The following is a 22,360-nucleotide window of genomic DNA, read 5'->3' on the forward strand; positions in this document are numbered from 1 at the left end:
TTGGGAGTTTTAATATGAGTGAACTGGATCGACGCGGTTTTATAGCCGCAGCTTCTGTCGCCGGCACGGCGATGGCCATGACCGCGAAGAGCTACGCCAATGTGCTGGGCTCCAACGGCAAAATCAACGTCGGCTTCCTCGGTGTCGGCGGACGATGCCAGCAGCACATCGACGTCGTCCTCGACATGAAGGAAGAAGGCAAGGACGTCGAACCCTTCGCCGTCTGCGATGTGTGGGACGGCGATGAGACCCTGGGCAATCGCAGCAATCCGAAACACAAAGACAAACGCAAAGGGCGCGGCCTTTATCCTTCGGCCAAGACCTGCGGCATCGATGCCAACGACAAGACCCGTGTGACGAAGGATTATCGCAAAATCCTCGAAAATAAAGACGTCGACGTCGTCTGCATCGCCGCTCCCGACCACTGGCATGCTCGCATGGCCATTGACGGCTTGAATGCCGGCAAGCACGTCTACTGCGAAAAGCCGATGACCCGAACGGTCAACGAAGCCTGGGAACTTTACAACACCTGGAAGAAGACCGGACAGGTTATGACCGTCGGCGTGCAGTCGATGGCCGACCCGACCTGGCTTGAAGCTTACAAGTACATTCAAGCTGGGAACTTGGGACATATCTTCCAGGGCCAGACCAGCTACTATCGCAACTCCGATGTCGGCCAGTGGCGTTATTATCCCCTCCGTAAGGAAATGACCCCCAAGACCATCGATTGGGATATGTGGCTGGGAACCGGATTCGAATGTGCCGGTCAGAAGATTGGCCCAACAGCCAAAGAAATGCCATTCGACCGAGCCGTGTGGGCTCAGTGGCGCTGCTACTGGCCGTTCGGCGGCGGTATGTTCACCGACCTGTTCGTTCACCAGACGACTCACCTGCTGGCCGCCATGGGTCTGCGGGAACCGGCTCGCGTGGTCGGCGCGGGCGGGATCTACTTCGAATACGACGGCCGGGACGTTCCTGACGTCGCGACGGTGGTAGCCGATTACATCGAAGGTGCTCAGGTCATCATTTCCGCGACGATGTGCAATGGCACCCAACTGGGTGAAGTCATCCGCGGTAAATTGGCGACCATTAAATTTGGCGATAACATCGGCGGCGACTACGTCTCCGGTTTCGACGTCTTCGGTGAAGCGGTGGCCGGTGGGGCCGCCAAACCGACTGGCGGCTACAAGGAGCCTATCCACTCCTATAAGAGCCCGTTTGTCGGCAAGCAGGGCCTCAACGCCACTTACAATCTCTGGGCGAACTTCCTGGAGTGCGTCAAGGCTCGCAAGCAGGAAACCCTGTCCACGCCGTTCCTGGGGGCTTCGGCCTTTACCACGGTCAACCTGGGCGTGCAGTCTTACCGCAAGGGCAAGGCTTACATGTTCGATAAGGAATCGCATCTGGCCAAGGATGCGGACTCCAGCTGGGCCGACAAGTGGGAAGCTCGCTCGAAACAGCGCGGCAAGCCGAACAATATCATTGGCTGGGCCGGGGGCGACAAGGGTTGCTCGCTGCATCCGCCGGAATACCAGAAGCTGGAAGGCCCCTGGGTTGATGGCAAAGATCCTGCCGCAGGTTGATAAATTGTTAAAAATCTAAAATGCAAAACAGGCGTTCTGAGTTTTCAGGACGCCTATTTTGTTAATACCATCTGAAGTAGATAACCAAACCAATGGCGAGAGCCAGCATGATCACCAGCCACATCGTGCCCATTTTTCGAACCAGCGAGTAAATCCCCGCATTGATCGCCGTGCGAACCAGGGATTTCAAAAAATTCTGCAGCTTGGGATCATCAGCATCGAATTTGGACATGGACCGCTCCTCCAATCAGCTTGTTGCCGCTGCCTATCTTGCCTCGATTTCACTGTTATTGCAACTCCAATAGCAGTAGCTTCAGCCCGTGCTGAACGGCGGTTTCCCATTCGTGGCTCTTCTCCTCGGCCAGAATTCGGTAGGGATACTTCAAATCGGAAAGCTTTTTGCGGGGAATGATGAGCCATTTAGGCTGGCGATTTTTCAGCAGTTCCTCTAGTTCCTCCGGCACATCGGCATCCGGGATCGGATGATCCAATTTCAGATCGAAGACGATGTCCCGAGAGGAGTACAAGACCAGCCGATCTGGCTCGTCTTCAATGGTTTTTCGAACCTCCTGCGCCAGTGTCTTACGGCCCCGTTCCTCCTCGAACTGCGGTAGTGCGAAAAGAAACAGATACCCCAGACCCAGGTAAAGTACTCCGGTCAGCCAAACCATGATCGTTCGCCGTTTGAACAGCAGAAAGATTCCCACCACTACGCTGAGCGCCCAGCCGATCCCGAACAGAGCTTGCATCGGCAACTCGGGAAGTTGGTTATAGGGCGCCTTCACATAATCGCGCCAGGGCAGCAGCACGGCCCCGGCCAAAAGCACCACGATTGAAAAGAGAAGGATGCCGATACGTTTCATAATCCGCACGGCGGGGCTCAGAAGTGGCTCAGGTGTGGCAAAAAACCGGGCTGACATCAACGCAGCGGCCGGTAATATCGGCAGGAGATAGTAGCTCCGCCTCGATGCGGAGAGAGTGAAGAAAATGAATATCGTCCAGAAATAGCACTTGGTGAGTAAATCGGATTCCGCTTGCCGACTATCGGAATCCGAACGTCGATGAATCTGCCAGAGCCCGGGAATTAAAAAGAGCGACCAGGGAGCGAAGATGACGAAAATCACCCCCACGTACAGATAGATCGGCCCCGTGTGGTTGTGCGGCGAAAAGAATCGTTTGAGGTTTTCGCGATAGAGCAGAGCCAGGCCATCGCTCTGCGGATTCTGCATCGAGGAAATCATGAAGGGCGTAAGAAAAATGGCCAAGCCGAGCGGAAAAGTGAGGAAAGTGGCCCTATTCCAAAACCAGGGATTAATGCATTGAAAAGAGAGATATTTTCGCCACCCGGTTCTCGTCGTGGTTTTGATTTCGGAAACAAAGTGGTGTACCAGAAGCAAAAGGCCAGGCAGAGCGAAGCCGAGTAACCCCTTGGTCTGCGAAGTGCAGGCCATAATCACCCAGAGTAATACGATTTTCCAGAACCGCGGCTGGTGAGGATTCCAGGCATAGAGCATGTAGGCGAGTAAAACTCCGGTCAGTGTTTCCAGATCGGCGGTCGCCCGGCGGGAATAAAAAACGAAACCATAACTGGTGGCCAAAATCACGCCGGCCCAAATGGCCGTGCGTTCATCGTAGAGTCGACGGGCGAGCAACATTACAATGACCAAGCTGATCAACCCGCTGATTGCCGCGGGAAGGCGGGCGGCCAGTTCGTTCACTTCGCCGGGGATTTTTGCGGCCGCCAGAACCAGCCAGTAGGAGCCGAGCGGTTTGTCGTAGTAGAGCTTTCCGTCGATCGTCGGCCAGAAATAATTACCAGTGAGGTCCATTTCCCGAGCCACTTCGGCCCAGCGCAATTCCTCGGAAATCACGCCCCGATCACCCAGCCGGCCTAGGTAGAGCACGGCGGAAAGTGCGACTATTCCGATTACTATCCCTGCAAATTTCATGGGAATCCGATCCCTAGCGGAACTTGAGTGAGCGAGGTTTCGTCAATGAAAGTATGCTACGAAACCGATTAAAGCCTGAAAGAGGCTCCAAAAAACGATACAAGCTTCGTTTCATCAATTAAAATAAAATTATGACGCAATCCTCCGCTTTTGATCGACGTGGTTTCCTCCGGCAGACAACGGCCGCCGGTTCAGCTTTGGCGTTATCCGCCGTCAGCTATGGGCGGGTTTCGGGCAGCAACGAACGCATCAATATTGCTTTTTTAGGCTGCGGAGGTCGGGGTCAGGCGCATATCGACATCATTCAGCGGCTGGCTCGCGAAGGCCAGAATCTGACGATCGCGGGCGTCTGCGATGTGTGGAACGGGCTCGAAGAAGAATACGAGCAGAACATCGGCGGGCAAAAATCCCGGCGAAAATACCTGCAGGGTTTGATTCCCACCGCGCGAAAAGCGGGGCTCGATCCCAAGGATCGCCGGCGAGTCACCAAGGACTATCGCCGCTTGCTCGATCTCCCCGAAGTCGATACGGTTTGCATCTCGACGCCCGATCACTGGCATGCCCGGATGGTTCTCGATGCCGTTAGTGCGGGAAAATCCGTCTACTGCGAACGGCCACTCGCCCGAACGGTTTCCGAAACGGTTTCCATTCTCGATACTCTGGCAAAAGCCAATGTTCCGGTGAACGTCGGCCTGCAGACACTTTCCGATCCGTCCTGGCTTAAAGCTCGAGAATTGATTCAAAGTGGTCGACTCGGACATGTGGCTCAGGCTCAGACGCACTTCTTCCGCAATGATATTCGCGGCTACGGTCGCTACTATCGACTCGTCGAGGAGATGACCCCGGGCACGATTGACTGGCCTCGCTTCACTGGCAAAGAGAATATGCCATTCGACCGTGCCAAGTTCGCTCAGTGGCGCTGTTACGAAGCCTTTGGTTCCGGGCCATTTGTCGATTTATTGCAGCCGCAGATTGCCCGCATGATGCTGGCGATGAACGTCAAAATGCCGCGCCGGGTGGCCGGTCTGGGTGGGCTATTTCTGGAACATGACGGCCGCGAGATTCCCGATCTGGCAACGCTGGTTGTCGATTTCGAGGAAGGTTGCCAGCTTACCGCTACGGCCTGCTCGATAGGATCTTATCCGAACGAGGAAATCATCCGCGGCCGATTCGGGGCGATTCGGTTTACTTCCCGAGGGCTGGATCTTTTCGCTGAAGATCCGCGAAGTTCGAAGAATCCCAATCGTTTGGGAGATCGGCCAGTCGCGCCGACGGAAGCTATTGCCATTAACAAGCCGGGAAATGAAACGCTGGCGATGTGGCAGCACTTCCTCGAATGCGTTCGAACTCAATCTAAAGAGACTCTTTGTCCGCCAGATCTAGCGGGAACCGCCGGTATCGTCGCCTTAATGGCAGCGGAGAGCTTGAAGACAGGGCAAATGCTGGCCTGGGATAGTGAAAACCGAAAAGTGAGTCTGGCCACGGAAGCGAGAGCCAAAACCTCCACCCGAAAGCTGACCGATCTGCAACCTCCCGAGTATATGAAGCTGGCCGGCGATTGGAAAAATGGAATCGATCCGGCCAAGCCTATCGGTTAGGTTCAGCTTTTGGAATTTCGGAAAAACCAAATCATTTCGCAGGAAAATATCCATCGCGCCTTACGCTCGATGGACGAAGACTCGTTCTCTCTGCCAAACTATTTTCGGCCGTTATCTAATACCAGACCGACCGAGTTCAGGATCGCACCCTGCTTGCAGTGAATGCCGATCACAGCCCGTCCCGTTCCTCCCAGTTTAGTTTCTTTGGCTCCGTTCACCTCGACTCCCAGCCATTCGCTGGTGTAGTTGTCGGCGGGGTCCAAACTTCCATCGGCTTTGATCTTCATAAAGATCAGTTGTACGGCATTGACGAAAGTTTTGGATCGAACCGTCATCCCACCCACTGCATAGCCTTCCCGAGAGAGCACCCGTTTCGAAACGCCATCGGTCGGTTGTTTGGTATCGTAAATTGGTGTCAAACGGGCCAGGCAAGGTTCGTTGGCCCACTGGCCGGTCCAATATTCGACGCCAATTACCTTTTTGCCGGGCTCGGCATAGCGGAAGGAAGCGGCATTCTTCTCGCCTACCAGGGCCGTGTCCTCACCCACCGTGGGATTGGCATTCACTTTTGGTCCTTCGGGGGGCGGATTTTTCAGAACGGCCAATTCCTTATCCGTCCAGGGCCGAGCGAGCGTCAGTCCCAATTTCGGGGTTCCGATGGTTACCGAATTCGAGACTTTGAAGGTGGGTCGGAAACCATCCGGATAGCGATTTTCCTGTCGAGTGAAATACATTTCGCAATCTTTGGGAATCTGCTGTCGCGGTCCGAAACCCAATTTAATTTCGAGAACGCCCGCCCGGTCATTCATGCCGCCGAAAATCAAAATCGTCTGCTCATTGCCATTGCTGTCTCGGATGATCAACGACTGGCCGCCATATTCCCCGTCGGTGAGCCGTTCGTAATTCACCGATAAAAAAGGATAGGGTTTTTTACCAATTGGCTCCGTCCTGGGGTTGGAAAGGCGATAGACAATATCGCCCTTGCGCGGTCGCATGGGAATACTGGATAGGACATTGCGAGGAGAGAACGCTTCATTTAAACCCTCTGAGTAAAAAGCCTCGGCCGGGTCGGGGGCATTGTTCGCTGTGGTCTGTTCCTGCCTAGGAATCGGGTTGGTATTATTGGAGCGAACAACACTTTCCGGTTTAGAAGAATCAGCGGATGGATCTGACGGAGGGTGGTTAGCACCCTTGTTACATCCGAGGGCGAACAAAGAAACGATTCCTAACTGTAATCCAAATCGGCGTAAAATTTTCGAGTGAATCATGATTCAGTTTCCTAAAAGGAGGAGAGGGGGGCTAAACCGAGACCTTAACGCATGGAAGGTCAGAGATTTATTTGTCAAAATTTTAGAAAATGTGCAGATCAGCGGCAAATTTGCATTTTTCGAGCGATTTGAGAAGAGCTAATCGAGATGATAGATCGCAAGACTTCAGGTTGTGAGCGAGAGAGCAACCGGTCGGTTGCTCTCTCAAGCCTATCTTCGGAATTACTTCTTACCTTCGGCGATTCCCGGCAGATCGAAGCTTCGACCTCCCTTAAGTAGCTGCCGATTGGCCTGCGTCGTCTGGCTGAGCCCGTGAATCTTGATGAAACCCTGAGCGGCCGATTGATCGTACGAAGAGCCTTCGTCGTAAGTGGCCAGTTTCTTGCTGTAAAGGCTGTTATCGCTCTTGCGGCCGACCACGGTGGCCTTGCCTTTGAACAGCTTCACCCGAGCGAAGCCATCCACAAAACGCTGGTTGCTGTCGACGAACGCGTACAAATCCTGGTGGTAGGCACTGAACCAGAGACCGTTATAAATCAGGTCGGCGTATTCCTGCGAGACGATCGTCTTGAAGCGGCTGGCCTGCTTGGATAAACAGAGCGATTCGATTTCGCGATGCGCTTCATGTAGCACCACGGCGGCGGGTGCTTCGTACAGTTCCCGGCTCTTGATACCCACCAGTCGGTTTTCCACGTGATCGATCCGGCCGACGCCGTGCTTGCCGGCGATGACGTTCAGCTTTTCGATCAGGTCGGCGCCGTCCATTTTCACGCCGTTCATGGCGACTGGGACGCCGTGCTTGAATTCCAATTCGAGGTATTCCGGCTCGTTGGGAGCTTTAGTCGGGTCGGTGGTCCAATTGAACGCTTCGGCGGGGGGTTCATCCCAGGGATCTTCCAGCACGCCGGCTTCGCAGCTGCGGCCGAATAAGTTTTGATCGATCGAATAGGGGCTTTCAACCGTGGCTTCCACGGGAATGTTATGCTCCTTGGCGAATCTCAGAGCTTCCGGTCGAGTCATGCTCCATTCGCGAACCGGGGCCACTATCTTCAAGTCGGGGGCCAGCGTCTGGAAGGTCACATCGAAGCGGACCTGATCGTTGCCTTTTCCGGTACAGCCGTGTGCCACGGCCTTGGCGTTGTATTTGCGGGCCGTATCGACCATCAGCTTGGCGATCAAAGGTCGGCCCAGAGCCGTCGCCAAGGGGTATTTGTGTTCGTAAAGGGCACCTGCTTGAATGGCCGGGAATACGAAGTGATCGACGAAAAGCTTGCGGGCATCTTCGGCGACGGCGTCCACAGCACCGGTCTTCAATGCTTTCGCTTTGATCTTCTGAATGTCGTCTCCCTGGCCCAGATCGCAGGTGTAGGTCACCACGTCGTAGCCATATTTTTCCTTAATCCAGGGGACCATGACGGACGTGTCCAACCCGCCGGAGTAAGCCAAAATGATTTTTTCTGCCATCGCCTAAATCTCGGTTCTTGAGGAAAATATCTTACGGGTATCGTATGCGTATCGGGGGAAGTCGAACATGTTCAAACGGTTCAGGATGCGGATACCATTCGCGATCGTTCAAGAAATCGTGGCTCAGGCGGAGAGGGAGCTTCCCAGCGAATGCTGCGGTTTACTGGCGGCGGACGACGCAGTACGGCCGGGTGAGGCCGAAATCATCGAGATTTCGCGGCATTTTGAGCTGACCAATCAACTCAATTCGCCGATACGATTCGAGTCGGAACCCTCTAGCCTGTTCGCGGCGATGAAAGAAATGCGGCGACGAAAGTGGGAACTGGTAGCCATTTATCACTCTCACCCCACGAGTCCGCCGATTCCCAGCCGGTTCGATCTGGCCAATAATTTCTACGGCGACCAAGTGCAACATCTGATTCTAGGTCGAGTGGAACGGCAGTGGTTAGCCCGGAGTTGGTGGCTGCTCGAAACGGGATACGACGAAGCCGAAATGGACTGGGGCGACCCGATAGTGTGATCGGTGCCGCCCCGGAAAATCGAATCGTTAAAAATTAGGGATTGCGCAGGCCGTAAATATCGAGCGATGTTTTCATGGGAACGTCGGTGTTGGCGTTGCGTTGAACCCAATCGCTACCCGCCAGCTGTTTTTTCTGGGTTTTTACCATGAATTCGACGATGATCTTGATCGTGTCGAGATTTTTTGACGGATCGCAGAGGTTGATGCCGAGCAGGGATTTGCCATTTTTCACTTCGATCATGTATTTGGCAATCCGAGGATCATCCGTGGCGGTATTTGGAATGCCCCATTTATCGAACCACTTGCGAGCCATGCTCTGAGATTCCCGGTCGCCATCGCCATAGATGAAGGCCATGCTGACCTTATCCTTGATGATTTCACGAGCGACGTTATCCGCCTGGATGGCGTTATTGACGACGGTGAGGGTGCCCCCGGGTCCGTTACGATAGGAGAGCCAGACACCGGCAACGAGATCCTTGCTACCATAGTGGTTGTAAGGTGCGATATCGAAGGTGTTCTTGGGGTAAATGGCGATGCGTTTAAATTCCGTTCCCATCCAGGCCATGCCCAGTCCGCAGGAATCGCGATCGCCGATCACGCTGATGCGTCCCGAGTTGCACTCGCCCGCATCGTTCCGGTTATCGATGAATTTGCGAGCCGCGGCAATGTCATTCACCAGATAGGGATAAATGGCGGAATTGAATTTGGTCGCATCAATCGATTTCAATCCCAGAGGATTGGTCATCTGTGAGACGCCGGCCAGTTTGTTCCAGGGGAAGGAGTAGACATCGACGTAGCGTTTGGGTTCTTCGAAAGTCTTGATGCTCTTGCTTTTGCCATGGCCCCGGAAATCGAAGGCTAATACGGAAAATCCTTCGGCCTGCAGCGCTTCCGCCAGGGTGTTCCATTCCCCCTTGGCAACTTCCCCTTTGAAGTTGGGAAGCAGCATCACCGCATCCGAGTTCTTGCCCTTATTGCCTCGATACCAGTTCCCGAAAAGTCGGAGCCCATCCACGGTCAGGAACGAGACATCCTCGTATTTGGGTTTGGAGTTGGTGCCGTCTTTCGTTTGCGCTTGAAGAACTTGCGAATCCAAACAAGTAAACATGCCCAAAAACAGGGCCAACAGGACTGGTTTTTTGAAACCGAATCGCATGGAGAGAACTCCGGCGGTGTGGCAGGAAACAGATATTGTTATTTCTATTCTAACCAACCATTGCGGATTTGAGATCGTTTGTCTGAAGAATATCTTGGAAGTTTCTGGCAGAAGTGTGAAATTGAAGGGCGCGGACAAAGCGTTGGAAACCTATAGCGGATCGCATCGAAATTGTCAGTTATTTCGCTTTTAAATTCTCAATTGTTGGAAATTGCGCTTGACAGGTCTTTACAAACAGGCGAGAACATATCTAGATAAAAAAACAGCTACCCGAACCGTTGTACCACCTCTCCCATGGCCAGTCAGTCCGGATAGCAAGTTTTTTCAAGTTGAAATACTTATTGCACCTGGTGTGCCAAACTAATATTTCAACACCCCAAATCCACCTCTCCATAGCCGTAAGTAGTGGCACTAAAACTACTTACGGCTTAATTTTTTTCTTCCTAAGCCGCTTAAGATTCTTTCTTCTTCATCAAATTCTGACTTACTACTGCCTACGGACTGGGCAAGAGCTGCCCTGCAAAGCATCATTTGTGAGCGAGCCATGAGAGGCGCACCAGTCTCGTCCTCCTCCTTTAGAATATTCCCCACAATTAACAATCTCAGTCGATTTCCTGGTCTGAAGAGCGAAGTGAACGCCGCCGACTAGAGCCGGTTAGGGCCGTTACAATAGGAACGTACCAACCAGCAGGCCCGACAGAGTTTACCGGACCGCTAAATACGACAGATTTCGTTGAGTTAGGTCATACAATTTGTCATAATTGCCTTTTGCGGAATATTTTTTTGAAACTGCACGAGATTCGGTGTTCCTCGGATAAACAGAGTACGCTGTGCGGAAATTGTTGATTGCGAGCCAAAAGGGGGGTGTCGGCAAGACAACCGCGGCCATTAATTTGGGTGCCGCAACCGCCCTCTCTGGTGGGAAAGTACTGCTCGTCGATGCTGATCCATTGGCTTCGATTCAACATGCGCTAGCGCTGAGTCCGCATGATAGGGCCGAACGTTTGCATTCCATCGGAGCCGAAAGCGAGGCCCCGATCTGGCGGAACATCGTTCCCGGTCTGGATGTCAGCACTCCTTATGGAGATCCAAATTCTCCTTACCATACTCTCTTCGAATATCTCAAGCTTTTGCGAACTCCCCCCTTTCAGGGGTACGATTGGATTCTCATCGATATCACCCCCACAATTGGCTCGGTTCAACTCCGCCAATTGATCGAAAATGTCGATGATCTGATGCTGGTGATTCGCGCGGAACCGATGGCGTTCCGGGCCGTTCCCACCTTTTTGACCATCGTTCGGGCGGTGCAGGATACCGGCGTGGACGTGAATGTCTGCGGCATTGTACTCACTTTGCCGCCGGGTGAACCGCTGGGCGGCTCCTGGGAAACGGAACTTCGTCGCTGCTTCAACCGCTCTCTCCTGCCCCATGCCATTCCGTTCGATCCCGAAGTGGGCCGAGCCAGTGTGCTGGGCAAGCCAGTGCTGGTGGTGAATCCGCAAACTCCTGCCTCGACGCAATATGCGGCTCTGGCACAGACCCTCGGTTTGATCGCTTCCGAACAGGATGTGGTCGATCTTTTCTCCCATATACCTGTAACCGGGATCGGTTTGAGTCAGGTTTCCAGGATCAAACCGGTCATTGCCGCCCCCAGCCAGATCACGAGTGCGGAAGTGCGGGCTTTGCTGGGAGCGCCCGTCGATCAGATTTATCAATCTCTATCTGGTACAATGGATCGCCCGGCCGGCAAGATGCCCGTGTACGATGACCACCTCCCGAAGGGCTCTTCTCTCGAAGGCCTGCAGGACACTGCCCGCTTACCGAAAATTGAAATGCATATTCCCGCCGGAGCGACTTCTGAGACCGTGCAGAGGAAGGATATTACTGTGAAGAATTCTGATACCAACGGGGTGACCGAGAAAAATCCCGGTAGTCGGGGGCATATCGGCGATGTGACGTTCATTGCCTTTTCTCCCGATGGTCGATCGCTGGCAACCGCCAGCTGGGATAAGACTGTCAAACTTTGGGATGTCGCCAGCGGCGCAGAACTCCAGACACTGCGCGGCCACACCGGCGTGGTGAGTTCTGTCGCATTCTCGCACAGTGGGGAATTGATCGCTTCCGCCAGTTGGGATAAGACCGTCCGGCTCTGGAACATCAAAACCGGCCAGCAGGTTTCACTGTGCAAAGGGCACTCCGGCGTCGTTACCTCAGTCGTGTTTGCCAGCCAGGATGAAATGATCGCCAGCGGCGGCTGGGACAAGAGCGTTCGGCTCTGGCAATTGAACGGTCAAGCCGTAGCCGTGCTGCAGGGACACCAGCGGATGGTGACTTGCGTCGCCGTCAGTTCCGATAACCAGCTGACGGCCTCCGGCAGCTGGGACAAAACTTTGCGACTGTGGCCGCGCGTCGGCGGTACACCGGTTGTCTTGAAAGGACATACCGGTGACGTGACCTGTGTGGCCTTCTCGCCCGATGCTCAATGGATCGCCTCGGGAAGTCTCGATCATACAGTTCGCCTCTGGGATCTCGATCGCAATAAAGAGCTGTATGTGCTACGCGGCCATACCGGGGAAGTGACCGCAATTTCCTTCTCGCCGGATGGAAAATACCTCGCCTCGACCAGTTGGGATCGCACGATTCGCATCTGGGATGTGGCCAGCGGATCACTGCGCTACACGATGCAGGGTCACGAAGGCGTCATCACCGGGGTGGCATTTGCTCCGGACGGAAATCGACTCGCCTCGTGCAGCCTGGACCGCACGGCACGAATCTGGGATGTCACGCAAGGCAAGATGCTCTCCTCTCTAGCCATACAAACCAGCAATGAAGCCAAGTCGACCCAAGCCACGAATGTGCCTCGGGAAACACCGGCCCCCATACCTTCGATTCTTACGGACACCAAAGGCGTAATCGATCTTCCTCCCATCGAGCAGCCGCCGCTGCCAGCTAAGCCGACTGCCCCGACGCCTCCACCCAGTAAAATTTCGAAGTTGACGCCCCCGGGCCTTCCGAGGCCGAATGGTCGTCCTGCACCGGTGCCCCTGTCGGAACAGCCCAAGCCGGATGAAATTGTAGAGACCTGGGCCGCCCCTCCGTCGACTCCTCTCCTGTCCGATATCATGGGGCCGAGCGTGCTGAAATCTTCGATTCAGCCTCCGAAGATCGAAATTCCCAAGCCGCCGCCGCTACCCGATTTCTTCCCCGAGAAGAAACCAGTACTGCAGCAACCGGCCACGGTGGTCGAGCCGAGAACGAGTTCGTTACCCGCTCTGCCGCCTTTGCCCACACCAATTAAAACCGTTCGGCCGACTGCGAAAGCGGTGGCTTATAACGCGGTGGCCATCACTCTCGACGATCACACGGCCTTGGCCGCCCGTGACGATGGCAGGATCGATATTTGGAATCCGACTACCGGGGCTCGTCTGGGGAGTCTGGTCGGCCATGTCGGTTCGGTGCACGCCATCACCTGTCTGATTGATCTAAAGCACGCGGTCAGCGCGGGCGAAGATGGCACGGTTCGAATCTGGAATCTCCGATCTTTTAAAGAAGACGCCTTGCTGCAAGCGCATACTGCCGCTGTGCTGGCGTTGGCAGTGTCGCCGACGGAGAATCGCCTGGCCTCGGCCAGTAGTGACAAAACGGTGGTGATTTGGGATTTGACCACCCGGGAAAATCTGCTGAAAATCGACAATCCGCAGAGTGCGGTGACGGCACTGGCCTATTCGCCGGATGGTCGACAACTGGCTTTCGCCGGTTTGGATGGCGTGTTGACTCTGGCCGACAGCGCAAGCGGTAAAATTCTCCGGCAATGGAACGCCCATGATCGGGAAATTCATGCCTTGGCCTTTTCCATCGATGGACAATCGCTCGCCAGTGGGGCAGAAGATGGCATTGTCAAAATCTGGGATGCGGTCACCGGGGAGGAATGGTTCGCCTTAACCGGCCACGATCGACCGATTTCCGCGATCCAATTTTCCAGCGAAGGGTCGATGATCGCTACGGGTGGCTGGGATGGCCGGATTATTCTCTGGAATTCCCTCATCGGCCATCAGATTCGGGTGCTCGGCCGACATCGCGCCGAAGTGACCGGTTTGACTTTTCACAACGGCGGCAAGCAACTTCTCAGTTCCAGCTGGGATCGAACGATTCGTAACTGGGATCCGCTCAACGGCGGCCAGATTCTGGAAATTTCCGATGAAAAAATATCGACATTCAAGCTCGATTTGCCACCCGTGCCCGAATTCAAGCTACCGCCTTTGCCGAAAACAATCGAACAGGAGACGCCCGATTTCAATTCGACCGACAAAGACAATCAGCCGACGGACGTCCTACCAATCGCTGGCGTCTTAGCGCCCTCGCCTGAGGAACCCTTGGAAGCCACCGAACCGATGGAAGCTCCGGTTGCAGAAATTGTGCCGGAAGCCATAGCGGAACACGTACCCGCCCCCGTTGCCAAGGAGGTGACCTCGACGGCCGTTGCGGAACTGATTGGTGAATCGGCCCCTCTGGCCGATCGCGTCAACGATAGCGATCCCTCGATGGCCATCCCGGCCTTGCCGCTCCCGGAGGCTCGATTGATCGCCGATGAGTTCTCCGCTTCCAAAGTCCATTCGATCAAGCGAATTCGTCCCCTGGAAATTCCCAAGGCTCCGGCCACTCAGGAAGCCATTGAATTGATGAAGGAAATTCCAGCGCAAAGGTCCGCCGATGCCGAGGAAATTCCGCTGTCCCAATTGCCGGACGATTCGATACTGAAGATGGGCGAACCGGTCGATGAAGAGGGAGTCGAACTGCACGCGCTGCCGCCCGCCGCACCGTCGAAAACCTTGGTGAAGGTCGAAAAACAATTGCTGGCGAGCGCCGGAGCCGATAATGCGACCACTCTCTGGGATTTGGCCGATGGCTCGACGCACGCCACTTTGAATGGCCATACTCGAGACGTGATGGCGGTCGCCTTTTCCTCCGATGCCCGCTGGTTGCTGACCGGTTCCGCGGATGAATCGATGCGGCTGTGGGATGTGGCCACCAGTTCTCTGCGCTACACTTTCGAAGGGCATTTCGGCGAAATCAATGCGGTGGCTTTCAGCCGCGATGGCCGAACGCTGGCCTCTGGCAGTTGGGACATGAGCATCCGGCTCTGGGATCTTCCTACCGGCTCCTGCATAGGAAGTCTTCTCAATCACCGGGGGGCGATCTCCTGTGTGATCTTCAGCCCGGATGGTAAGTGCCTGGCTTCCGGCAGTTGGGACAAAACCGTCAAGATTTGGGATTTGCTGGCCGGTCGGGAATTGTACACTCTGCGCGGGCACGAAAAAGTCGTCACTTGCGTCTCCTTCAGTCGGGATGGCCGTTTCCTCGCGACCGGCAGTTGGGATAACACGGTGCGAATCTGGGATCTGGAAGGGGGCGGAGCCGAGTTCGCGTGTCTGAAAGGTCACACTTCAACCGTCAGTGGAGTGGTGTTTCTGCCGGACGGTCGCCGGGCGGTATCTTCCAGTTGGGACAAGAATGTTATCCTCTGGAATATCGAGGATGGTACGATTATTAAGACCATGACCGGGCACGAAGATTCGATCCGTTCGCTTTCAATGTCGAGCGATGGAACGACCCTGGCCACCGCGGCTTGGGACGGCTCCATTGGGCTTTGGGATCTTTCTCGCGGGGAAGAACGGCTATTCCTCACGGCCCCAGGTCGCAAGGTGCATGCGGTTGCTTTCGCACCGTGTGTGATCGAGACGATACAGAGTTGAGCGAGTCAGAATCGACTGCGAACCAAAGATTGATATTGATGGTTATGAAATAGATTTTCGAGAGAAGTTCGAAGCGGAAGGACTCTTCCGCTTCTGAAAGTGCTTGGAGCTTAAACTAGTTCCCTGCTACTTCCTTTGGCATTACCGGTATCACTTCGATGGAATTTTTGTCCCCGGCCGCCAGCGCACTGGCTTTGCTCGGAGGGGCACAGCAGGCCGGAATTGCTTCGCTGTCGCAGCAGGAAATCGAGATCGCTTGCGTTTCGGTACAAGCCGCCGGAGCCGTCTTTTTGCAGCAACTCGGGCCGAGATCCGATTCGCATATCATCGATTCATAGATGAAATAGCCGGTCACCAGCAAGCCAAGACCCGTCGCACCACCCAGAATGATTTTGAACATCGTACTACCTCTGAAGTTACCAACTCTGCCTTATTGTTGTCCGAATATTGGTGGAAGTCAATCGCGATCAATTTTTTCAAAGAAATAGCAACTCAATCATTTACAAAAATGAGAGCGAACCCGTCATACCCTTTTTCGCCTACGGTTTGCATCGCGGTGGCGCTCACCCGTTTTTCCTGTCGGATCAATTCATTCAATGCACGCACCCCTTGCACGCTGGGATCGGAGCTGACCGGATCGATCACTTCGCCGGCCCGGACCACATTATCGACAATAATGAGAGTGCCGGGGTGAGAAAGCTTCAGAGCCCACTTAAAGTAAGCGGGGTTGCTCGGTTTATCGGCATCGATGAAAATCAGATCGAACGGAGTCGGATCTTCCTCATAGATTTCGGCCAGCGATGTTTCCGCTATCCCCTCACGCAGCTCGATGCGATCCGAGAACCCGACGAGTTGAAAATTCTCGCGAGCCACGGCGGCGTGGTGCGGATCCGCTTCGAGAGTAATCAGTTTTCCGTATTCGGGAAGTGCGCGGGCCATCCAGACGGCGCTGTAGCCACCCAGGGTGCCGATTTCCAGAACCCGGCGGGCATTAAGCATGCGTAGGAACAGATTCAGCATCTTACCTTGGTTCGGTGTGACGCTGATGGGAGGGAGGCCGGCGTTGGCGCTGCGGGCCAGCACCTCTTCCATCTGGGAATCTTTACCAAGGAGTGTGTCGCATAAGTAGCGATCGACGGACGTCCAGACTTCCGAGGTCATTTGCGGTACTCCTGCCTGAAGATTATTTACTTACCCAGAGATTTCGCCGCATCCCGGCATAACTGCTCGGCCTGTTCCGCCGTCGGGGCTTCCGCGATTGCTCGAACGACCGGTTCGGTATTACTCGGTCGAACGTGCAACCAGCGGTCTGGCCAGTCGAGCCGGAGGCCGTCCAGTTTGTCGACCCGAGCTTCGGGCCAGCGGGATTCTAGGGCAGTCAGAGCGGCTTGCAATTTTTCGGGAACCACGGCGTATTTGGTTTTTAACATCGCGTATTTGGGCAGCGAATCGACGGCCTGGCTAAGGGTTTGCCCCGTTTTCGCCAGGTACTCGAGAATGAAAGCCATGCCGACATAAGGATCCCGAACCCAGCCGACGCGCGGATCGATGACGCCGCCGTTACCTTCGCCGCCGATGACCGCCTGATGCTTGCGAATGCCGTTGACGACATTCGCTTCCCCGACGGCCGAGCGATAGCAGATCTGTCCAAATTGCTTGGCCAGGTCTTCATTCATTTTCGAAGTGGACATATTGATCACCACCGGACCCGCTTTTTGCATCAGCCGGTGCCGGACTGCCAGTGCCAAGGTGGCTTCTTCGGAAACGCATTGACCCCGTTCGTCGATCAGCGCCAGGCGGTCGGCATCCGGATCGAGGACGAAGCCGAGAGCGGCTTTACTACTCGGAACTTGAGGTCCGATCTCCCCCAGATGCGCTGGGATAGGTTCCGGCTCGTGGGCAAAATGTCCGTTCGGTTCGCAACCGATTTCGATGATTTCACATCGCAGTTGCTGAAGTAAAAGTCGAGCGAGTTCGCCTCCCGCCCCGCCGTTGGCGTCGACCAGCACTCGAAAGTGAGCCGAGTGGATCAAATCCAGGTCCACGAGTTTCAGAACGGTTTGAGCATGGAGAGCCAGCGGCTCCCGGCTGCTCTCATAGGAGCCGATTTTGTCCCAGCTGGCATATCGCGCGTTACCCGTCTCAAAAAGCTGGCGAACTTCGCGGCCTTGTTCCGGAGAGAGCACGGCCCCATCGGCATCGAACATTTTCAGGCCGTTCCAGGGAGAGGGATTATGACTGGCGGTGATTTGAATGGCGCCCATGGCGTTAAAGTGCCGCACGGCCAGCCCGCAAGTCGGGGTGCTGGCGATACCGATATCAATTACCCGGCAGCCGGTGGAACGCAAACCGGCCACCACGGCCTGCAGCAGCATGTCCCCGCTGGGCCGACTATCCCGCGAGACCAGAATCAAGCCGCCCTGCAGGTAAGTTCCGAGCGCCACGGCAAACCGGCACGCTTCTGACGGAAATAGGTTCTGGCCGATTAGTCCGCGAATGCCGGAAACGCTGACTATCAGACCTGCTGGGAAATTATTACTCATCAAGAAGTTATAGGAGTTCCGAGATTGAAACGAGTACGGGCAAATTCGAAAGCAGATTGACCGACCATTCGCTTGAGCAAGTGAGAATCTGTTGTAATCTTTAGATCATGGCCAAGAAACACAAGACGAAGCCCGCACCGACGCCGGTGGCGACTTCCACACCAGTACACCTGCCGGCTGTAGCCAGTTCCACCCGCCCGTCTTACTGGTTCTCCTGGATCCAGGTGTTTGCCATCGACGCTCGCTCGCTGGGTCTATTCCGCATCATCTTGGGGCTACTTCTACTGGCCGATCTGGTGTTGCGCGCTGTCGATCTTGAGGCTTTCTATTCCGATGAAGGGGTTATGCCCCGGCTGACGCGAATTGCCAATTACGAGTTGAACGATACGACCGGATTGAAATATCTGCTCTCGCTTCACATGGTGTCCGGGCAGAACTGGTGGCAGATTCTGTTGTTCAGCATCTTCGGACTTTTCAGTTTTTCGTTGATGATCGGTTATCGAACCCGGCTGTCCGCCCTCGTCAGTTACGTAATGCTCTGTTCACTGCAATCGCGCAACCCCATTATCCTCGATGGCGGCGATGTCTACATTCGCGTTATGTTGTTCTGGGGGCTGTTCCTGCCGATGAACATGCGCTTCAGCGTGGATCGATGGCTTCGTCCCGAACCGGAACCCCCTCTTGGTGTCCTGAATCTCGCGACCTTCGCCATGCTGACGCAAGTGGGATATGTCTATGCCATGGGCGCGGTGTTGAAGAACGATGCGGTCTGGACGCGCGACTACACGGCCATGTACTACGCCATGTCGCTCGAATGTTTCTCCACCTGGCTGGGAAAATGGCTGGTTCATCAACTGGTGCTGACCAAATTTCTCACGTTCGTCACGTGGTGGCTCGAACTCGTGGGGCCGATCCTGCTCTTATTGCCCTTCTGGAATCGCTATCTGCGGATCGCCGTGATCCTCGGTTTCTGGGGCTTCCACATGAGCACGGAGGAGACGCTGCACCTGAGTATTTTCCCTTTCATTGGCTGCATGGCCTGGATTCCCTTCATTCCGGCCTGCGTCTGGGATGCGAAAAGCTGGCCGGGGAAGTATCTGGTGCCGTTTTTCGGGGCGTTGGTCCAACCTATACAAGTGCAGATTGAGGCGATAATTCGCGCGTTCCGGCCCTATTTTCGGAAGCCCGAAGCGCCGTATTTCGAAATGGGAAGAGTTGCGAAGATCTTTGTGGGGATCACGTGGATTTACGTTCTTTTGTGGAATCTTCGGGAGATCCCCAAAATCGGCCAGTCGGTGATGCCGCTTTCGTGGAATGTCGTCGGCCGCTTACTGCACGTCGATCAGAATTGGGACATGTTTGCACCGAAGCCTACTACCGACGATGGCTGGTATGTGATGAAGGCAATTCTTCTGGATGGTACGGAAGTCAATCTCTGGGATCTCGACCAGCCCGTCACGCTGCAAAAGCCGGAATCGGTTCAGGCCACTTACATTAACCGGCGCTGGCGAAAGTATCTGTTGAATATTTACCAGGGAAGATTCGACCAGTTTCGCCAGCCGTTTGCCTTATGGCTGGCGGTTCGCTGGGAGAATGCGCATCCCGATCGGGGACCGGAGAAGCGCATCAAGACGATTCAAATCGATTTCATGCTCGATGAGGTGTTGCCGCCCGGTGTCTCTCGACCGGCACCGCGGCTGGTGAATCAGATTACGATGGAAAACAAGCAACTCAAATGAGTTTGCGATCCTGAAGAAAATTCAGGATCGCCGCTACGCTTTCTTCGATCGTCAGTTTGGAATTGTCGATTGTCAGTTCCGGCTTGAGCGGAGCTTCATAGGGATCGTCGACCCCGGTGAAACCCATTCCCTTTCCAGCCGCCACAGCTTCACGAGCCTGCTTGTAGAGTCCTTTCGGATCGCGCTGTTCGCACGTGCCGATGGGGGTATCGACGAAGATTTCGATGAAGGGAATCGCCCCGGACTTGTTCTGCTCGTGAATGGCTCGCGCGGCGTCCCGATCCTTGCGATAGGGACTGATGAAACTGGTCAGACAGATCAGACCCGAATCGGCGAAAAGCTTGGAAACCTCACCGATTCGTCGGATGTTCTCTTCGCGATCCTCGGCGGAAAATGCCAGACCGAAGCGCTTGGCGGAAGTTTCAGAATACTTGCGGGTATCCATCAGGATTTTCGGACCGGCGTTCAGCCCGAAGCGGATGTTATCGCCATCCAGAACGTAGGCCGGATGGCCGCGCTGAATCAGAACTTGTTCCAGGGCGACGGCAATCGTACTTTTGCCGGAACCCGAAAGGCCGGTGAACCAAAGCGTGGCCCCGGTCTGCTTGAGAAGCTTGGCTCGTTCTTCGCGAGTGACGGTACCCGAATGCCAGGTGATCTGCGTAGACTTAATGTCGCTCATATCCTGCCGTGTTCCTATTCGATTTATCCCAGGCGGAAACAAAAATAGGCACTGTCCTCAAAGGAAGAGTGCCAATTTAGCCTATTTGGTAGGAAGCAGCAGAGAAGGTGCATCGCCAAGTTTCACTTCGATCCGGCAATCGGGGAGTTCTCCCGCTACGGGTGGCTGGCTGCCGCCGGTGGGCCGGATTCGAATACCAAACGTTCCTTCGCCGGGCAGAGTGATGCGCAATCCCTGGCCCAGACCGGCCTCATTTCGCAACGGTTTCCAGGTAGTCCCTTCGTCCGAAGTGATCCAGAAGTCGGCTCGCGAGTCGCCGCGCACATCCGAGGTATAGTCCAGCGTGCAATTCCTCGAAGTCACTTTCAAAAGGGGAATGGTCTGCTTGAGCTGCATTTTTTCGGGAATGCGCCCCATCTTGGGGGATGCGGAAGCGGAGGTCTGATCTACAGGTAGCATTCGAGCTTCGCGCGAATTATCGCCGGGCTTGGGAAGTTCGAAATCCTTTTCTGGCAGTTTCGGGAGTTCCTGGGTCATACTGGGTATGGCCACTGGAAGCGCGCTCGGAATCGATTTGGGTATTTCCGGGAGTTTAAGATCGACCTCGCCGACTTTTCCAGGTTGGGTCGGGGAAGACGATGTTTTAGCGTCCGAGGGGGAGTCTGGCAGCACCGGCGGTCCTGCGATCGCATCCCCCTTCAGGTCCGGGAGATTCTGAGGAATCTCGATACCCAACTTCGGCTGAGGTTTCGTTAATGCAGGTGTAACGGGCTTCTCGTGCACATCGAGTGCGGGCAGTTTCGGCAGATCTTCCACCGTGGACTTGATTTCCAGTTTGGCGGTTTGAACCGGAGGAAGCTTGGGAAGGTCATTGTCTGCCGTCACGGCCGTCTTCGGCAAAGCCGGGGTCTCGATTTTCACATCCGGTGTCGACGGCATACTCGGTAGTTTTGGAAGATCATTACCTTCCAAAACGGGCGACTTTGGAAGAGGGGACGCATCCAGCTTCACAGCTGGCGTCGAGTTCATCGCTGGCAGCTTGGGAAGATCGTTTTCTCCCGACGCGGTCATCTTGGGTAACAACGCCGGCTCGATCTGGATCTGGTCTGGTTTGGGTAGCGGTATGTCAGAAAGTGTGGATGCCGCGGCTTTGGGTTTCGTCTCGCCGCTGGACATCTGATTGGAAAGCTCGGCGGTCAAAGGCATTTCGGGCATAATAGCCGGTTGCGGCATCAACTTGGGCCAGGCCGGTTGCTGCACCTCATTCACTTCGAAACTGACCGTTTTGATTTCGCTGTTACGGACCGTCAGCGTAGGTTCCGACGGGCGCGGCAGAGTCAATGATTGCGTGTCGAAAGCCGTTCGAGTGATCGATTTGGAGGTGCTTGTCTCCGCTGAAATTTTATCGCCGACGCGAATCTCTTTTTCGGTCTCGTTCCCCGCTCGATCCCGCACTTTCATGCGAATTGCACCCGCCAGGATACCAGGATGAGGAACGGTAAAAAGTTGAGGCGAGTCGGCAGTGGCATTTTCGAGATTTTTCCAGGATCCGTCTGCAGCCTTATAGCTGAGTTTCAAGCTGGCATAGTCCGGGTTGGCATCGACGATGCTTGCCTGCAGACAAATATCGCCATTGGCCGCGTGAATCGGTGTGAGCCGAACCTCCGGCGGCACCGTATCGACAACTACCAACCGTTGAGGGACTGCCCGCGCTAACGAGCTCGGATAGTTTTTGCCGTTGCGATCCACGAGAACGAACAGAAAGGCGTACGATCCGTCTTGCGGAGCGCGATATTCGAAGGCTTTCTGATCGGCCGAGGCCGTACCGACGCACTGCCAGTCGTCATTTTGGAACTTCGCATAGAGTTTCACTTCCGCGATATTCCTGCGGACCGCCTCCTCCATGACAATGGGTAGGCGCAGATTCGGATTCTTGACGTAGATAGGCGCCATCTGGGCATAGGCGGGAGAAACGGCAAAACCGCTCCCCACCAGAAGAGCGGCGGCAGCTCGCGGCCAGAGCGAGCGGAATAGTGGTTGCATAATTGGGACCCTCTTTCGCGGCAATCCTTGCGGCAACTAGGGGTTTCATCAGCCCCGAATCG

15 protein-coding genes are annotated in these 22,360 nt (G+C 55.0%); 5 read left to right on the top strand and 10 right to left on the bottom strand.

All coding sequences use genetic code 11. The features are described 5' to 3' along the window. The first annotated feature begins 14 nt into the window (after nucleotides 1–14). Complete coding sequence (locus KIH39_RS24335; protein WP_213496395.1) at nucleotides 15–1,583, top strand: Gfo/Idh/MocA family protein; 1,569 nt, start codon at nucleotides 15–17, stop codon at nucleotides 1,581–1,583. Nucleotides 1,584–1,644: 61 nt separating this feature from the next. Here the strand turns inward: KIH39_RS24335 and KIH39_RS24340 are convergent, their stop codons facing one another. Continuing rightward, nucleotides 1,645–1,815, bottom strand: coding sequence for a hypothetical protein (locus KIH39_RS24340; RefSeq protein WP_213496397.1), 171 nt, complete (start codon nucleotides 1,813–1,815; stop codon nucleotides 1,645–1,647). A gap of 55 nt (nucleotides 1,816–1,870) precedes the next feature. Beyond that, nucleotides 1,871–3,532 carry an ArnT family glycosyltransferase gene (locus tag KIH39_RS24345; RefSeq protein ID WP_213496399.1) on the bottom strand — a complete coding sequence of 554 codons (1,662 nt, stop codon included), beginning with the start codon at nucleotides 3,530–3,532 and terminating at the stop codon, nucleotides 1,871–1,873. Between the two features lie 131 nt (nucleotides 3,533–3,663). Here KIH39_RS24345 and KIH39_RS24350 point away from each other — a divergent pair, with 131 nt between their 5' ends. Continuing rightward, nucleotides 3,664–5,130 (top strand): Gfo/Idh/MocA family protein, encoded by a 1,467-nt coding sequence (locus KIH39_RS24350; RefSeq protein WP_213496400.1) that lies wholly within the window; start codon nucleotides 3,664–3,666, stop codon nucleotides 5,128–5,130. 98 nt (nucleotides 5,131–5,228) lie between these two features. On the opposite strand, the gene KIH39_RS24355 is transcribed toward KIH39_RS24350, so the two are convergent. Beyond that, nucleotides 5,229–6,125, bottom strand: coding sequence for a hypothetical protein (locus tag KIH39_RS24355; RefSeq protein ID WP_213496402.1), 897 nt, complete (start codon nucleotides 6,123–6,125; stop codon nucleotides 5,229–5,231). Nucleotides 6,126–6,620: 495 nt separating this feature from the next. Continuing rightward, nucleotides 6,621–7,862, bottom strand: coding sequence for an argininosuccinate synthase (locus tag KIH39_RS24360; RefSeq protein ID WP_213496404.1), 1,242 nt, complete (start codon nucleotides 7,860–7,862; stop codon nucleotides 6,621–6,623). Between the two features lie 67 nt (nucleotides 7,863–7,929). Here KIH39_RS24360 and KIH39_RS24365 point away from each other — a divergent pair, with 67 nt between their 5' ends. Beyond that, nucleotides 7,930–8,382, top strand: coding sequence for a M67 family metallopeptidase (locus tag KIH39_RS24365; RefSeq protein WP_213496406.1), 453 nt, complete (start codon nucleotides 7,930–7,932; stop codon nucleotides 8,380–8,382). A 34-nt stretch (nucleotides 8,383–8,416) separates the two neighbouring features. Here KIH39_RS24365 and KIH39_RS24370 read toward each other — a convergent pair whose 3' ends face one another. Beyond that, entirely contained in the window at nucleotides 8,417–9,538 is a 1,122-nt protein-coding gene (locus tag KIH39_RS24370) for an alpha/beta hydrolase family protein (protein ID WP_213496408.1), read from the bottom strand. 830 nt (nucleotides 9,539–10,368) lie between these two features. Between KIH39_RS24370 and KIH39_RS24375 the strand changes: the two genes are divergently transcribed. Beyond that, on the top strand, nucleotides 10,369–15,291 hold the full coding sequence (locus KIH39_RS24375; protein WP_213496410.1) for a WD40 domain-containing protein: 4,923 nt from the start codon (nucleotides 10,369–10,371) through the stop codon (nucleotides 15,289–15,291). A 115-nt stretch (nucleotides 15,292–15,406) separates the two neighbouring features. Here the strand turns inward: KIH39_RS24375 and KIH39_RS24380 are convergent, their stop codons facing one another. The 3 genes from KIH39_RS24380 to glmM form a co-directional block, all read right to left on the bottom strand. Continuing rightward, a complete protein-coding gene (locus tag KIH39_RS24380; protein ID WP_213496412.1) occupies nucleotides 15,407–15,691 on the bottom strand; it encodes a hypothetical protein in 285 nt (94 codons plus the stop codon). A gap of 92 nt (nucleotides 15,692–15,783) precedes the next feature. Next, entirely contained in the window at nucleotides 15,784–16,452 is a 669-nt protein-coding gene (locus KIH39_RS24385; protein ID WP_213496421.1) for an O-methyltransferase, read from the bottom strand. A gap of 26 nt (nucleotides 16,453–16,478) precedes the next feature. After that, nucleotides 16,479–17,834: a phosphoglucosamine mutase gene (gene glmM, locus KIH39_RS24390; protein WP_213496423.1), complete on the bottom strand. Its 1,356-nt coding sequence runs from the start codon at nucleotides 17,832–17,834 to the stop codon at nucleotides 16,479–16,481. A 107-nt stretch (nucleotides 17,835–17,941) separates the two neighbouring features. On the opposite strand from glmM, the gene KIH39_RS24395 reads away from it, so the two are divergent. Then, nucleotides 17,942–19,573 (top strand): HTTM domain-containing protein, encoded by a 1,632-nt coding sequence (locus KIH39_RS24395; protein WP_213496425.1) that lies wholly within the window; start codon nucleotides 17,942–17,944, stop codon nucleotides 19,571–19,573. Here the strand turns inward: KIH39_RS24395 and cysC are convergent. Both cysC and KIH39_RS24405 read right to left on the bottom strand, forming a co-directional pair. After that, nucleotides 19,566–20,255 (bottom strand): adenylyl-sulfate kinase, encoded by a 690-nt coding sequence (gene cysC / locus KIH39_RS24400; RefSeq protein WP_213496427.1) that lies wholly within the window; start codon nucleotides 20,253–20,255, stop codon nucleotides 19,566–19,568. The two genes, KIH39_RS24395 and cysC, sit on opposite strands and share 8 nt — an antisense overlap. Before the next feature lie 81 nt (nucleotides 20,256–20,336). Beyond that, nucleotides 20,337–22,298 (bottom strand): hypothetical protein, encoded by a 1,962-nt coding sequence (locus KIH39_RS24405; protein WP_213496429.1) that lies wholly within the window; start codon nucleotides 22,296–22,298, stop codon nucleotides 20,337–20,339. Between the last annotated feature and the right edge of the window lie 62 nt (nucleotides 22,299–22,360).

Source organism: Telmatocola sphagniphila, from assembly GCF_018398935.1.
In the GTDB taxonomy this organism is placed as follows: Bacteria; Planctomycetota; Planctomycetia; order Gemmatales; family Gemmataceae; genus Telmatocola; species Telmatocola sphagniphila.